General features: G+C 45.5%; 12 protein-coding genes. 10 read left to right on the top strand and 2 right to left on the bottom strand.

Annotated elements, in window-relative coordinates:
- The first annotated feature begins 62 nt into the window (after positions 1-62).
- The 7 genes from ACP4IT_RS06040 to ACP4IT_RS06010 all read left to right on the top strand — a co-directional run bounded on the left by ACP4IT_RS06040 (position 63) and on the right by ACP4IT_RS06010 (position 5,685).
- Positions 63-1,304, top strand: a complete 1,242-nt coding sequence (locus ACP4IT_RS06040; protein WP_024526375.1) for a hypothetical protein — start codon at positions 63-65, stop codon at positions 1,302-1,304.
- A 363-nt stretch (positions 1,305-1,667) separates the two neighbouring features.
- Positions 1,668-2,069, top strand: a complete 402-nt coding sequence (locus ACP4IT_RS06035) for a MarR family winged helix-turn-helix transcriptional regulator (RefSeq protein WP_426855299.1) — start codon at positions 1,668-1,670, stop codon at positions 2,067-2,069.
- A 433-nt stretch (positions 2,070-2,502) separates the two neighbouring features.
- Positions 2,503-3,072 (top strand): TetR/AcrR family transcriptional regulator, encoded by a 570-nt coding sequence (locus ACP4IT_RS06030; protein ID WP_011668651.1) that lies wholly within the window; start codon positions 2,503-2,505, stop codon positions 3,070-3,072.
- A gap of 176 nt (positions 3,073-3,248) precedes the next feature.
- Positions 3,249-3,677 carry a MerR family transcriptional regulator gene (locus ACP4IT_RS06025; RefSeq protein ID WP_011668650.1) on the top strand — a complete coding sequence of 143 codons (429 nt, stop codon included), beginning with the start codon at positions 3,249-3,251 and terminating at the stop codon, positions 3,675-3,677.
- A gap of 5 nt (positions 3,678-3,682) precedes the next feature.
- On the top strand, positions 3,683-4,105 hold the full coding sequence (locus ACP4IT_RS06020) for a cupin domain-containing protein (RefSeq protein ID WP_011668649.1): 423 nt from the start codon (positions 3,683-3,685) through the stop codon (positions 4,103-4,105).
- On the top strand, positions 4,105-4,425 hold the full coding sequence (locus ACP4IT_RS06015) for a carboxymuconolactone decarboxylase family protein (RefSeq protein WP_011668648.1): 321 nt from the start codon (positions 4,105-4,107) through the stop codon (positions 4,423-4,425). The genes ACP4IT_RS06020 and ACP4IT_RS06015 overlap by 1 nt, the downstream gene beginning before the upstream one ends.
- Before the next feature lie 135 nt (positions 4,426-4,560).
- Positions 4,561-5,685 carry a glycosyl hydrolase family 8 gene (locus tag ACP4IT_RS06010; protein WP_225439531.1) on the top strand — a complete coding sequence of 375 codons (1,125 nt, stop codon included), beginning with the start codon at positions 4,561-4,563 and terminating at the stop codon, positions 5,683-5,685.
- A 61-nt stretch (positions 5,686-5,746) separates the two neighbouring features.
- Here the strand turns inward: ACP4IT_RS06010 and ACP4IT_RS06005 are convergent, their stop codons facing one another.
- Both ACP4IT_RS06005 and ACP4IT_RS06000 read right to left on the bottom strand, forming a co-directional pair.
- Positions 5,747-6,697 carry a GH25 family lysozyme gene (locus ACP4IT_RS06005; protein WP_156646250.1) on the bottom strand — a complete coding sequence of 317 codons (951 nt, stop codon included), beginning with the start codon at positions 6,695-6,697 and terminating at the stop codon, positions 5,747-5,749.
- Positions 6,698-6,841: 144 nt separating this feature from the next.
- Positions 6,842-7,771: a matrixin family metalloprotease gene (locus tag ACP4IT_RS06000; protein ID WP_047021536.1), complete on the bottom strand. Its 930-nt coding sequence runs from the start codon at positions 7,769-7,771 to the stop codon at positions 6,842-6,844.
- A gap of 223 nt (positions 7,772-7,994) precedes the next feature.
- On the opposite strand from ACP4IT_RS06000, the gene ACP4IT_RS05995 reads away from it, so the two are divergent.
- The 3 genes from ACP4IT_RS05995 to ACP4IT_RS05985 are packed head-to-tail and all read left to right on the top strand — an operon-like array spanning position 7,995 to position 12,846.
- Positions 7,995-8,555, top strand: coding sequence for a DNA-3-methyladenine glycosylase I (locus tag ACP4IT_RS05995; protein ID WP_024526382.1), 561 nt, complete (start codon positions 7,995-7,997; stop codon positions 8,553-8,555).
- Between the two features lie 11 nt (positions 8,556-8,566).
- A complete protein-coding gene (locus tag ACP4IT_RS05990; RefSeq protein WP_047021535.1) occupies positions 8,567-9,700 on the top strand; it encodes an exonuclease SbcCD subunit D in 1,134 nt (377 codons plus the stop codon).
- Positions 9,697-12,846 (top strand): AAA family ATPase, encoded by a 3,150-nt coding sequence (locus tag ACP4IT_RS05985; RefSeq protein WP_426855294.1) that lies wholly within the window; start codon positions 9,697-9,699, stop codon positions 12,844-12,846. Before ACP4IT_RS05990 ends, ACP4IT_RS05985 begins: the two co-directional genes overlap by 4 nt.
- Positions 12,847-12,871: the final 25 nt, after the last annotated feature.

The raw sequence follows: 12,871 nt of genomic DNA, 5'->3' as shown, positions 1-12,871 counted from the left end.
TGATAAGATATCGTTGTAGCATAAATGTTACGTAAATAAAACAATATTTAGGGGGATTTTTCATGCGTAGTTCATTAAAGCGGACGTTAACTATTTCTGCGGCCGCACTATCGTTCGTGTCAGCTTCAGGCCTTGCTATGAGTGCATCTGCCTCGAAAATTAAGCAAGTTGGGTCAACCAATCTCGAACCAACAACAGCTTATATTCGGAATTACAAGGCAACGGGTTCAAACGCAATTTACAACAAACCCGGCAAACTGAGTGGTTCAAAAGTTGTCGCTTCTGCATCAACTGCTAAGGCTCAATCAGTGCTTCGTGGTTACAAAGTTGCTAAGCTGAGCAACAAGTCTTACTACATGAAAGTGGTCTCATTTGACGGCCGCTACCGTGGTTACATTTACGTTGGTAAAAAGAATCCAGTCAACAACTTCAAGAAAGTTGGCGGCGGCTTAACATACTTATCAACGACGACTTCAACTAGTTTAACGAACAACGATAAAAAGGATCTGTCTTTCGCTAAGCCAGGTACTGACACGCAAATTTACAAAGCGCCAAAGGGTTCTCAGTATAAAGTTGGGGCAGCCGTTAAGGATACGACTGATTACAAGGGACATAAGTTAGTTGCTTCTAAAGCCGCTATGAATGATATGGATGGCCAAAAGTGGTTGTACGTATCTGATGTTACCGAACCAACGAATGCTAGTGGTTGGGTTTTGGCTTCACAATTAACTGATTACGTCGCTCCTAAGGCACCAGTTTCTGTTGGGAATGACCAAACGACAGTTACTAAGAACTGGCAACGTGAATTCTATAACCCAGCAACTGGGACTAAGGCTTACAGCTTTGACAACTTAAACTTGCCATTACTTGGGACTTCTGGTGGTTCTAATGTTAACTGGACGACAGCTGTTAAGAAGTTTAACAGTGATGCAACGGTTAAGGGTGACAAGAAGGATGTCGTACCAGCTGATACCTTGGCTACAGCATTCAAGAACAGCGGCTTATCAACTGTTTACATGAAGGTAACGCCAACATTGTTAGCTCGGATTCCTGGTGGCTTACTTGATAAGATCGATAGTTACTCAGGTCTTTACATGAAGTTTGACTTGGATATGGATAACATTCCAACGACGACGCACTACGGTGATCAATTGAAGTTAGCTTACAAGCTGGACAACACTAACTTGTACTACAAGCCAGTTATTTCCTTAGGTGGTTTGACAAACACTAACGCCGACGGTTACGCTGCATTACCTGTACAATTGAATGCAATGAATACGCTTTGGGGACTACTTTACCAATAAACCGATAATTTCTTGCATAATTCTTCCAAACAAGTAACTCTATAAAGTCTTTGGTTGTAGTCACCAAACCTATGGTGTGTTATTGTTAAAAAGCTGCTGAAAGGGGTCTTAAATAGTCCTTTCAACAGCTTTTTATTCATAGTGCCGCAGCAATTATACACTGGCGACGATCTTCGAAAGGCTAATAAGCTGATACCGTTCCTGACATACGGAACGCGTATCAGTTTCAAGCAATGTTCACTATATCAAATAATGATTAGATAACAATATGTCATACTATAATTTTATTTTCATTATGAATTTTGTAGCAAATGATATTAATTTTGCGTTGATGGCTAACAAAAGAGTAAGGTGGTAGAAAAAATGGGTGAAAATATAAACCAATTATTGAAATGGACAACGCAATTAAGAAACATCGATCGGAATCTAAACGTTGTGGAGATGACCTCACAGAAGGTGACATTACTACAGTTCCAGCTCCTGCATGAAATTGATCAGCACACGTTTGATCCGGGGCATTTTGTTGAACGGGCCGGGGTGTCTCGTTCATCAATCTCAGTGCGGATTACGAATTTGATGAAACGTGGATGGGTAACCACTGCAATCAGTGAAGAAGACCATCGTCGGCACGTACTGAAGCTAACCGAAGCTGGCAAGGAAATTCACGACGATGCCATGGAAAGTGTGGTCAACAGCATCGAAGTGGCTTACGATGGGCTTCAAGATATTATGAGTTCCCAACACGTTAAAGACTCTGCAAAATAAAATGAGTCAGTTTATCAAAGTAAGTTGTATGCCAGACAGTGACATTTGCTGACACAATCAAGTGGTCAGTTAGCCAATCGGAAGTCGGTATGTTGATGTATCGACTGCGCAAGATGAATCTTAAACAAATGATTATTTTTAATGACTGATGTATGCTTTTTGGCGAATGAGCGAAGTTAATTTTCCTCAAAAGTCAACGATCGTTTTGGCAAAGATTGAGTTGGTTTTATGATTAGCAACATTATTCATAATCTCCCAATAACGAGGAATCTGATAGACTTTTTAACGTGTATTCAGGTCACCAGATCGACTGTACAAACACTGCCATATTTTTGCCGCTGGTTGTGGTCAAAATGATGTGGGCGCGAGGCTACTCGTATGCTATACTAGGCTTCAGATTAGGTAACATAGTAGTGATGGGGGAGCGAAAAATATGGTAAAGCGACGAACGCTAACACGTGAAAAAGTGTTAGATCAAGCCAATGAATTGATTGCCGATCACGGTCTTAACCAGTTAACGATCCGAGCGTTAGCAACGAAGTTATCGGTGCGACCACAGTCAATTTACAATTATGTGAATAGTCTTAATGATTTGCTGGATCAGGTTGGCCTTCGTTTTGTCAATGAGTTGAACGATGCCCTTATGCGGCGCCTGGTTGGTGTTTCAGGTAAAGAAGCGTTATTTGTTTTCGCGCGCGAGTTTCGACGCGGCTGTAAACAACAAGATTATTTGGCACCCTTATTAATGAATCCGGATGATTTGCGTCATCTAGAACGCACGCACATCGCACTGATTGATTTGTACAAGCAGATGTTTACGAGCTTGCATTTAGATGAAAAGGGTGCGACAGGGTTAGTTGAATCGACTTTGTATCGATCAGCTTTGTTTGGATTCATAGTTCAAGAAATTGGTGGGTTTATTCGACTGCCAGAAGCGCAGATTGATGAACGCTTTGAGCGGACGATGGAATTAGCAATTGACCAATTCACGACAATTGATTAATTATATATAGTGCATTTCTCAATCGGTGAGAATAAAAGTGGTACTTCCAGCGGGGTTTAGCCGTTAGAAGTACCACTTTTAGATTAATATTCAAAATAGTTCAGTTTATTCTTGCCTTCGAGTACACTCGAAGGTGTTTACTAAAACATGTAAGCAAGTAAAGGGGGTGGGTTTAAATGGCAGAGAAACGATACCGCATTGGTGATTTTGCTAAGTTGGTAGGACTGTCGACCTATACACTACGTTATTACGAGGAACAAGGCCTAATCGTTGCGCAGCGTGATGAAAATGGCGTACGGTTTTATACAGAAGAAGATATTCGGTGGGTTGGTTTCATTTTGCATTTGAAGGGCACCGGTATGCGATTGAATGAGTTAAAACGTTACGTTAAGTTGCGTGCTATGGGTGATACCACGATTACTGAACGGCGAGAAATGTTGCAGAAAGTTAGGGACAATGCGGAGGCGGATATTGCCGAGTTACAAATGCATCTGCAGGTTCTCGGGCACAAGATTGATTGGTATGACGGTAAAGTGGACCATACAATTGCCGACTCAGAGAGTTTCCACGATTATTTACAACGATTTAACGATGAAAAAGGATGAGTTTAATGGTTAAAAACGAACAAGTTAAAAATGGTGTGATTTTTCCAGTAGGGGATAAAAATGTTGCTTATCAAGATTTCTTTGTTGGACAGAGTTACTTACAGGGGTTGGTTAGTGATCCGGATGTTAGCGTCAGTGTTAGTAATGTAACTTTTGAGCCTGGTTGTCGGAATAACTGGCACATTCATCATGACGGTTTTCAATTACTATTGGTCACTGGTGGTGAAGGGTGGTACCAAGAGGCTGGTCAACCAGCTCGTCGGCTACATCCTGGTGAGGTTGTTGTCACTAAGGATGGGGTTAAGCATTGGCACGGTGCCACCAAGGATAGCTGGTTTAGTCATATTGCAATCACTGCGGGGACACCTGAATGGTTGGAACCCGTTAGTGATGCTGAATATGCTGCCTTGGATGAGGAGGAAAAGTAATGGTTAAAAAACAAACGGCCGGTCGCGATAAACTCGGCGACTTTGCCCCAAAATTTGCGGAACTTAATGATGATGTGTTATTCGGTCAAGTTTGGTCGCGTGAAAGTGAGTTGCCGGCCCACCAACGGAGTCTGATTACGATTTCTGCGTTGATCTCGGCGGGAAATTTCGAACAATTACCGGCGCATTTAAAAATTGGAAAGGAAAATGGGATCACCAAGGACGAAATTGCTGAAGTGATTACCCACTTGTCCTTTTATGTTGGTTGGCCGAAAGCTTGGTCAGCATTCAATCTAGCTAAGGATATTTTTAATGATTAGATTGTGAGCAGGCTGCGAAAATCGCGGCCTTTTTTGTCGTCAATTTATTCACAGTGGGTTAATTTGAACGACAAGATTTATTAAGAGGTGCATACTATCTATTAAGTAAAGCTGAAAAAGAAGGAGTCGATGAAGATGCAAAGAAAAGGCATCTGGGGGAGTTTAACCCTCATTGTATTGGTGAGTGGGTTGGCATGGGGCCTAACGAACTTACATACTAGCCAAGCGCAGGCTAGCCGGGCCGTCACCACATATAAGCAATGGCAAAAGGCCTATGTTGCGGGGAAATCACAAAAATATGTGAAGGCTAATAATGGGCAAGGGGCGACCACCGCATTTTCCGAAGGTCAAGGTTATGGGATGCTGGCGGCTGTATTGGCAGCTAAAAAGGGTGCCAATACACGGACAACATTTAATCAGTTGTACAAGTACTATCGTGCTCACCGGATTTCAAGCAGTCTGCCGTTAATGCAATGGAAGCAAACGAAGCGGGCCGGCAAGATGACAAGTGTGGGTTCTGAAAAGAATAGTGCTACGGATGGTGACTTAGATATTGCTTATGCCTTAATCTTGGCTGACAAAAAGTGGGGGAGCAAGCAGGTTAATTACAAGCAAGCCGCTAAGAAGTTACTGGCGGCAATTAAAGCTAAAGAAATTAATCCAACAACGGCGCTACCAACAATGGGCAATTGGGCAACCAGTTCGTATGATCGTAGCAAGTTACGGACGTCTGATTTGCTTACGGGGTACTTCAAAACCTTTGCGAAGTATACGAAGGATAAACGTTGGACGACGGTCGCAAAACGTAGTCAAAGCGCGGTTAAGAAATTAAGTGCGCGTCATAAGACCGGGCTTTTTCCAGACTTCATCTACGCAACGGGGAGTGGTATTAAGCTTAAGGCGGTTAAACCCTATGCGATCGAATCGGGGACCGATAATCAATACGGGTACAATGCTTGTCGCGTGCCTTGGCGATTAGCTCAGACGTATAGGATGAGTAAAGACGCTGTGACCAAGCGAGCATTGACCAAGCAATTGACCTTCTTTAACAAGAAAAAGAAAGTGACGGCGGTCTACACTTTGGGCGGCAAAGCAGTTAATCAGTATGTTAATACGGCCTTTACGGCGCCAGTTAACTTTGGGGCACGGACGTTGAAAAAAACGGCCCTGAAAACGAAGACGGCTAAACAATTACCGAAGTCGATTGAAAAGAAGAATTACTACTCAGCAACGATCCAAGTATTAACGGCGTTGCAATAGTGAGACGAAAAAAGCAGCGCCACAGATAGTCTCTGTGGCGTTGCCTTTTTAAATCAATGGATTAGTAAGTTGAAACGTAACCCTTATTAGCTGTGATGTACTTACCGTTACTTAATTGGAACCGGTAAGCATTTTTACTGTTCTTAGCGATTGCTGTGACTGCCAGTTTCTTCCCAGCAGCGAGTTTCGTGCTCCGCTTGTTCTTGGTGAACAGCGTTGAGTTGTATTCATAGATGGCCTTTTTAACCTTGACGCCAGTTACCCCACTCACACTCTTGTAGTAACTGGTAGAGGTTGTTGAAGAAGTTGCCGTACCGTTAAACCAACTCTTAACAGCACTGCTATTTAACGTTTTGTTCAAATCAACATTCCCACTGATCCCGGAAACAGAGCCTGAACTGGTGTATTGCCAAAGATCAATCGACGTTCCTGAAACGGATGGCTTGGTAGAGCTATACTTGGCGATCCATGAACCATCAAATTTGGAGAAATCCAAATCGTGGGCATTGGCATAATATTCACCGGCATACATGATGAGTGGTTTGTCGGTCAGACTACGCATCGTCTTCAACCAAGCATTGACGTAGGTTTGTTCACTACTCTTAGCTGAGCTCATACGCTTTTCTTCATCAAGCACGAAGAACTTCGTGTGGGCGTTGCTCCGCTTGTAGAAGTCTTTAGCTTCTTGTTGGGCATCCTTGACGCTAGTGAACTCAGCAAACATGTACTGACCGAACGGCACGCCATATTTATAGGCGCCATTGGCATTGACATTTCGTTTGGAATCAACCATATATCCGGCATCACCTTTACTCCCGTGTTGGACGCGAATAATGGCGTATTTCAAATCTTTAGATGCCTTAGACCAATTAATATTGCCTTGATATTGTGAGATATCGGCAACTTTGGTGCCAGCCGCGCTCGCTGTGGTTGTGTTAAATGCCACACCAACTGCCATAACACCGGCCATAGCTGCTAATCCGGCAACGACTTTATGTAACGTAATTTTCATGAAAATATCCTCCTCAGTCTTTGGTTTCATTGTACACGGGAAGCGGGACAGGGAGGTTACGGACAATTTACATTTAGTTACAGTTCGATTGCAAATAAAAAATTGACACCTACGCAAGCAGATGCCAATTCATAACGGATTTAGTTAGTGAGCAGCGACATAAATCTTAAGCGCTAGCTTAGCGCGATTTTTATCGGTCGTTGTAATAGGATTGTATTTAGATAATCCGGCTTTGACCTTCTTAAAACTGTAAACGTTGCTATTGCCACTTTCAAAATACATGAGATCTTGCTTGTTTGGCGAGTGATTGAGCCCCATAACATGACCCATTTCATGGGCGATGGTGCTAGCGTATTCATACTTACGTCCTTCGTTAGCTAAAGTTGATTTGACTAAGCCGACGTCTTTCTTTAGCGTGGTTTTGTAAGCAGGTAAACTAGTTTCAACGTTGCTGGCTTCCTGATTAAAAAGACTTTGATAGTCCTTGTCAGATGTCGTAATCCCTTTAGCGGCCAAGTTGGCCTTAGCCTTAGTTTCGATCGTGTCGGCATATTGCTTATAAAAAGCATTATTGAGTTGATTGGTCATAGAAATCCCAATATTTTGCTTCTCAGCAGTGTAGTAGGACCAACGAACATCTAGCTTCTTGGTCATGGGCGTCCACCAAGCATCACTTTGATCACTCTTAGAAGCGGCAGCCTTGGACACGCCAAACGTCAACGTGTGATTTTTCTTAGAACCTTGCGTGAATTCAGTCTTACCGAGTTTTTTATTCCAGTAAGCCATAGCTAGCTTAACGCTTTGCTTCAAAGTCTTATCTTTCGTGTTAACGTAAACGACAGCCTTACCATTCTTTTTCAAAGCACTTTGCGCGTCAAAGGCGAGCTTATACTTTTTCCCCAGTGCGCGGGCATGCGTTCGGTAGTAACCGTTAGATTTCTTCAGTAGTGCCGAAGATGGTGTGACACTAGCAGCTTGTGCAGTTGTGATGCTGGTTACCACTGGTGTTGCCAATAAGGTAACTGTTGCAGCAGCAATCAGTGATTGCGCTTTTAAATGGTGTAGCTTCCGCATAATGTTAACCTCCCTCAAATCCCCAAAACATTTAATATTTACAATAGCATAGCCTTTTCATTCGGCAGGGTCAAGTCATCCAGACTTGTAAATATTTATTGGCGATAGTGGTTTAGACCAGTCATGGTATCGCTTTCTGAATAATTGTAAGTAGAACGTTCGTTTGGGCAAGACGGTAGATTCTGGTATAGTAGAAATTAGCTAAAAAAGAGGAGGAATCCCAATGGTAAAACGGTGTGATTGGGCAACGAAGACGCCGGCAATGCAACTGTATCATGATACAGAGTGGTGTCGACCAGAGCATGATGAGCAAAAGTTATTTGAATTATTGTGTTTGGAAACCTATCAGGCGGGACTGAGTTGGCAGACAGTTTTGAATAAACGAGCCGCGTTTCAGCGGGATTTCTACCACTTTGATTTGACGCAAGTGGCAGCCATGTCAGCGGCCGACCTAACCCGTTTGTTAGCTGATCCAGAGATTATCCGTAATCGACTAAAACTGGCGGCTACGATTAATAACGCGCAGGTAATTGTCAATTGGCCGGCACCGGGGCAGTTTAGTACGTGGCTTTGGGACTTTGTAGGGAATCAACCCATTCGCCATGCAGTAACCAGTGCGGATCAGGTTCCCGCTACCACGGATCTAGCGCGGCATATTTCCCGGGAAATGAAGAAACGGGGCTTTAAGTTTGTGGGGCCAACAACAGTTTACTCGTTTCTACAAGCAGCAGGACTGGTCAACGATCACCTGTTGACTTGTGATTGGGCACCAGAGAACCAATAGGAGGAAATGGCATGCGATTTTTACATACAGCGGATTGGCATATTGGAAAGAAGCTGCACGGATATTCGTTATTAGACGAACAACGTGATGCCTATGAGCAGATTAAAAAAATTGCCGAAAAAGAACAAGTCGATGCGGTAGTGATTGCCGGAGATCTCTATGATCGGGCATTGCCGAGTGAAGCGGCAGTTGGTACGCTGAACACGATGCTGGTTGATTTGAATCGCCAGCAGCACTTTCCAGTACTGGCGATCAGTGGCAATCATGATTCAGCGACACGATTGGGGTATGGACAGGAATGGTTTGCCAGTACGAACTTCTTCATGCGTACACGGTTGGCAGAAGCTTTGAAGCCAGTGACTTTGGCGGATACACAATTTTTCCTATTGCCTTATTTTGAGCCGATTCAGGCACGACAACTATTTGAAGATGACCAGATTCGAACGGTTAATCAGGCCATGGAACGGTTGGTTAAAGCGATGCAAGCTAAATTTGCACCGGACAAAAAGCATGTATTAGTAGCGCATTTTTTCGCGGCTGGTGGTCAGCACAGTGATTCCGAAACATTGGTGCAGGTTGGGGGCCTGAATGCGGTTCCTACTGAGTTGTTGGCCCCATTTGATTATGTTGCTTTGGGGCATCTGCATCGTAAAGAGGCGTTGCAACAAGTACCAACGATGAAATATAGTGGATCGCCGCTGAAATTTTCGACGAGTGAAGCCGAAGACACCAAGGGGGTCTGGCTCATTGATACGGATACCACTCCGGTGACCGTGACGTTTAAGCCGCTGAAACCGCTGCATGACCTCATTGTTTTGACCGATAGTTTTGCTCATCTAATGGATCCAGAGCGTCATTATCCCGTAACCCGTGATGATTTTATTGCGATTGCCTTAACGGATACGACACCGATTACCAACGTGATGCAGCGCTTAAAAACACGTTTCCCTAAAATCATTGAATTGAATCGCACGAAACAACTCACGGTCACTCCAGTTGACTTAAATATCCAGCAAGTTCAACGTGACCCGCTGGCCCTGATGACCACCTTCTTCGAACAAGTGACCCAACATCCATTGACTACTGCTCAGGAAAAGTGGGCGCGTGAGACCCTGCAGGCCGCACAAAAGGAGGATGCCCAATGACACCAGTAACTTTACATTTGGAATATTTTGGCCCGTATCGGGATGCGACAATCGACTTCACCCGATTTATGACGACGCCACTGTTCTTAATCAGCGGAAAAACGGGGAGCGGAAAAACCACAATTTTCGATGGCATGTGTTATGCCTTGTTTGACCAGACTTCAGGTACCGATCGCAAGGCTCCGGCTATGCGATCGGATTTTGCTACCGCAGCGGATCGAACCCGTGTCACCTTTACGTTTACCCATCGTGATCGGCGATATGAGATTATTCGTGAGCCCGCCCAGACGTTGAACAAAAAACGTGGTCAGGGGTTAACAGATGTGGCGGCAGCAGTGACGCTGACGGTCTATGCTGATGATCGGGAAGTCACGCAACTGACAAAAACCAACCAAGTCAGAGACTATCTGCAAGAGTTATTACAGATGGACGGCAAACAATTCTCCCAGATAGTTTTGTTGCCTCAAGGCCAATTTCGCCAATTCTTAATTGCACCTAGTGAAGAAAAAGCGGCGGTTTTAGAACGACTCTTTAATACTGAAATTTTTGCCCGCTGGACGGAACAACTCAAGCAGCAACTAAAGAAAGATCAAGCCACCAGTCAGACCACCGCAGCAGAAGTTACCCGATTATTGGCGAGCCTGCAGTGGACTTCTGAAAATGAAGAAGCTGCCCAGACTCTAATCGCTGCGCAACGTCCAGAGCCGGTAGTGACTTTAATGGCGGCCCAGCAGGCAACAACCCGAGAACAACAAGCACAATTAGAACGACGGTTGGCAACGGCTCAGGCGACCGTAGATCGGTTGGTTCGCCAAGATGAACAGGAGCAAAGCCTGTTAAAAGATCGCCAACAGTTGACGCAGTACCGTCAGCAGGCAACCGAGCTCGCACAGCAAGCACCAGCCATGGATGACTTGCAAACGACGATAACCGCGTTGGAGTGGGTTCAAACTCGCCAACCAGCTTGGCAAGAACGTGAGCAGGCACAACAGGCCCAACAGCAACGACAGGCTGACCAGCAACAAGCACAGCAAGACTTGATGGCTGCCCAGACGGCACTCAAGCAGGCCCAAGCGGCAGTCGAGCAGCATCAAACCTTATCAGCAAAGATAACCGCAACTACGGAGACCTTGGCCCAGTGGCGTGCCTTAGAGCCGATTTATCAGCGGGTAGCCACCTTAGAACAGGAGCTCAAGCAGGCTCAACAAATCGCCGAAAAACGGCAGATCGCTTATCGGCAGGCGCAAACGGCTTGGACGACGAATCAACAAGCGCAAACGCAGCAACGGGCGATTTTAGACCAACAAGCGGAGATCTATGCGCGGCAGACGAAACTACTGCAACAAGCAAATGACTTAGCAGATGCTCAAAGTCAAGCAGCAACCTTACAGCAACAAGTTGGGCAACAGGCCGACTTAACTCAGCAAGTTTCGCAAATAACGGGACGTTTACAGACAGCCCAATCAGCCGCCCAAACGGCACATGACCGGGCAGCAGCCCGATACCAGGTTTTCCTTCGGCATCAAATTATTACCTTGAGTGCGCAATTAACCCCCGGAACGCCGTGTCCAGTATGTGGATCGACAACCCACCCGCAACCAGCACAGGCAACGGTAACTGAGACAGCCACCGAGGATGATGTCAAACGGGCACAGGATCAAGCGACACACGCGACGCAGCAGGCTGATCAACTGGCCGCCCAGTTGACGACGTTACAACAACAATTGAACGCTAACCAGCAGGAACATCAAACGGCGTTGCAAGCGTTACGGGCCCAACTATCAGTGGCAGATACGATGGACCTGACCGCAATGGCGGCGATTTTAACGCAGCGTTGCCAGGAGCAGCAACAGGCTGAACAGGCCAATCAAGAACAACGAGCCGCTTTGAAACAGGCACAAACACAGATCACGCAGTTAACTGAAGCGGCCGTGGAACTTCAGGAAAAGGTGACACAAGCCCAACAGACCGTGCAACAACAAACCACGACGGTTGATAAACTCGCCACCACTTTGACCACGGAACAACAACGATTGCCAGCTGATGCGCCGACTCGAACAGAATATTTAGCGCGGGTCCAGAAATTACAGGATCAATTGGCGGCGGATCAGCAAATGTGGACGGCCATAGAGCAGCAATACCAGGCTGCCCAACAGACGGTTCTTGTGGCCCAAGATCGACTGGCGACAGCAACTAAGGAAGTCACACAAAGTGATCAGCGGGTGGCAAGGGCGCAAGCTGATTTGGCCGCACAGCTCGCTCATCCGGTCGCGCCGTTAGCGACGGATACGGAAGCACAAGTTGCCCGTTGGTTGCCTCAGGTTGCGACCTTGCCAGTTAAACGAGAGCAACTACAAACCTTTCAAGCCCAACAGGCCCGCCTAGCAACCCTGATTGAAACGTTGTCAAAACGCCTTCAGGGACAAGCCAAACCAGATCGTGAAGCAACACAGTCGGCTTTAATCGAAGCCAACCAGGCGGTCACTACCTTACGGGAGCAAGAGCGCCAATTGAAAAACTTATTAGAGCAAAATGAGCAAGCGACGCAGCGATTACGGGCGGTATTAGACCAGCAAGCAACGGCACTTCAACAAACCCAAGAGCTGACGGAATTAGCAGGTGTGGTCAATGGTGATGGACCAAATAGCAAATTGGGATTAGAGCGCTATGTTCTACAGACATATTTGCGTCAAATTCTTACCGTTGGTAATCAGCGATTCCAGCAACTTACTAACGGCCGGTATCAATTTGTTATTGATGAAACACCTGCTGCGTCTAAGAAACGCTCTGGATTGGAAATCAATGTGTATGACGACCATGTTGGCGAACAGCGAAGCGTGCATACGTTATCGGGGGGCGAAAGTTTTATCGCGTCCCTAGCGTTAGCCTTGGCGTTAGGTGAAGTCATCCAGCAAACGACAGGGAGTGTAGATGTGGATGCCTTGTTCATTGATGAGGGCTTTGGTTCTTTAGATGAGGATGCTTTAATGACAGCATTGGAATCATTAGAAACGATTGAGGGACGCCACCGGATGATTGGCATTATCAGTCATGTGAGCGAACTTCGTGACCAAGTTGCCAATCAACTACAAGTGGTTGCGAATGGCAACGGGGAAAGTACGATTCGTTATCATGCAGCGGATTAATTTAATGATTTGGGACCGAAAAAAG

Origin of the sequence: Levilactobacillus sp. LN180102, from assembly GCF_050106635.1 — a bacterium.
Taxonomy (GTDB): Bacteria; Bacillota; Bacilli; order Lactobacillales; family Lactobacillaceae; genus Levilactobacillus; species Levilactobacillus brevis.
This window is presented reverse-complemented; position numbering and strand designations above follow the sequence as displayed.

Bases quoted from the DNA above. Each gene is read 5' to 3' on its own strand.
- ACP4IT_RS06005 (WP_156646250.1), bottom strand. From the start codon at position 6,697: ATGAAAATTACGTTACATAAAGTCGTTGCCGGATTAGCAGCTATGGCC.
- ACP4IT_RS06035 (WP_426855299.1), top strand. From the start codon at position 1,668: ATGGGTGAAAATATAAACCAATTATTGAAATGGACAACGCAATTAAGA.
- ACP4IT_RS06025 (WP_011668650.1), top strand. From the start codon at position 3,249: ATGGCAGAGAAACGATACCGCATTGGTGATTTTGCTAAGTTGGTAGGA.
- ACP4IT_RS06000 (WP_047021536.1), bottom strand. From the start codon at position 7,771: ATGCGGAAGCTACACCATTTAAAAGCGCAATCACTGATTGCTGCTGCA.
- ACP4IT_RS06010 (WP_225439531.1), top strand. From the start codon at position 4,561: ATGCAAAGAAAAGGCATCTGGGGGAGTTTAACCCTCATTGTATTGGTG.
- ACP4IT_RS06020 (WP_011668649.1), top strand. From the start codon at position 3,683: ATGGTTAAAAACGAACAAGTTAAAAATGGTGTGATTTTTCCAGTAGGG.
- ACP4IT_RS05985 (WP_426855294.1), top strand. From the start codon at position 9,697: ATGACACCAGTAACTTTACATTTGGAATATTTTGGCCCGTATCGGGAT.
- ACP4IT_RS06015 (WP_011668648.1), top strand. From the start codon at position 4,105: ATGGTTAAAAAACAAACGGCCGGTCGCGATAAACTCGGCGACTTTGCC.
- ACP4IT_RS05990 (WP_047021535.1), top strand. From the start codon at position 8,567: ATGCGATTTTTACATACAGCGGATTGGCATATTGGAAAGAAGCTGCAC.
- ACP4IT_RS06030 (WP_011668651.1), top strand. From the start codon at position 2,503: ATGGTAAAGCGACGAACGCTAACACGTGAAAAAGTGTTAGATCAAGCC.
- ACP4IT_RS05995 (WP_024526382.1), top strand. From the start codon at position 7,995: ATGGTAAAACGGTGTGATTGGGCAACGAAGACGCCGGCAATGCAACTG.
- ACP4IT_RS06040 (WP_024526375.1), top strand. From the start codon at position 63: ATGCGTAGTTCATTAAAGCGGACGTTAACTATTTCTGCGGCCGCACTA.